We start from the raw sequence: 1,059 nt of genomic DNA, 5'->3' as shown, positions 1-1,059 counted from the left end.
GATTGAACGTCAATGTGAGATTACCGTCATTTGCTGCTTGTAGTTTCAAACTCGCTGGTGATGGAGGTACAGCGCCATCGTCAACACGCGGGTCAGTTTTCGATGGGGCATCCTTTGAAGCATCGGCAGGTAAATATACGGCCATCGGACGCCGACTTTTGGCCRGTAATTTCTCTTGAGCCGCTTTGATTTCATCCATTAGAGCATCAAGCGGTCTTTTTCGTTTGATTACGATTTGTTCTTTGACCATATCGCTTGGAGTTGCTGGGTTTGGTACGTAGTTGACGCCATTATAGGTGATATAGGCCATTTTCACTAGCGTATCATCTGTTTTTTTCGGCAGATACTTTCTGTTAAACCAATCCGTTACAAGCATACCTGCTTCCTTCGTTAATTGACTTGGCAGCATTCCGCTTGCACTTGATACTGTTGCCTTAACAATACCATCAGGCTTTTCAAATGTGTCTGTAACAAAAAGCTCTGGTTTTTTTTCTGCTAATTCGTTCATAATGAGAGCCCAAATAGAGCGAGCTCTTGTCTTACCTTTATTGGACAAGGAGTTTACTTGCTCCTCGTATCCTGCCCATACGCCAAGAGTAACGTCTGGAGAGAAGCCCATAAACCATACGTCTCCGTAGCTTTGTGTGGAGCCTGTTTTACCAGCAACGGGAATTTTACCATATTGTTTAAATTCCGAAGTAATGGAATGACCGGAACCGCTTCTGCTGGAAATAACCGATTGAAGCATATCTGTCATAAGAAACGCACTTTGTTCTGAAAATACGCGTTTTGCTTCTGCCTTATGCTCATAAATGACTTTTCCATTCGTATCGGTAATACGATCAATCATATAAGCGTCATTAAACATACCTTTGTTTGGTATAGAGCCATATGCGTTAGTCAGCTCTTCAACGGATACGCCGATGCTAAGTCCGCCAATAACACCTGTTTGTGCATAAGAGTCCTCGGGTTGGAGTGTCGTAATACCGAGCTGCCTAACGAAATCCCATGCATTTTCAATTTTTACTTCCTCATTGAAAATTTTGAGTGCAGGCAGGT

Annotated in this window: 1 protein-coding gene; it reads right to left on the bottom strand. The window is 43.0% G+C overall.

From position 1 onward, the window contains the following. On the bottom strand, positions 1-1,059 hold a 1,059-nt coding region (locus AC1DWN_RS34230), incomplete at both ends, for a penicillin-binding transpeptidase domain-containing protein (protein WP_477563262.1).

It is taken from the genome of Paenibacillus sp. P4_A7 (genome assembly GCF_056402455.1).
The sequence above is the reverse complement of the archived record's forward strand: the minus strand, read 5'-3'. Positions and strand labels throughout refer to the sequence as shown.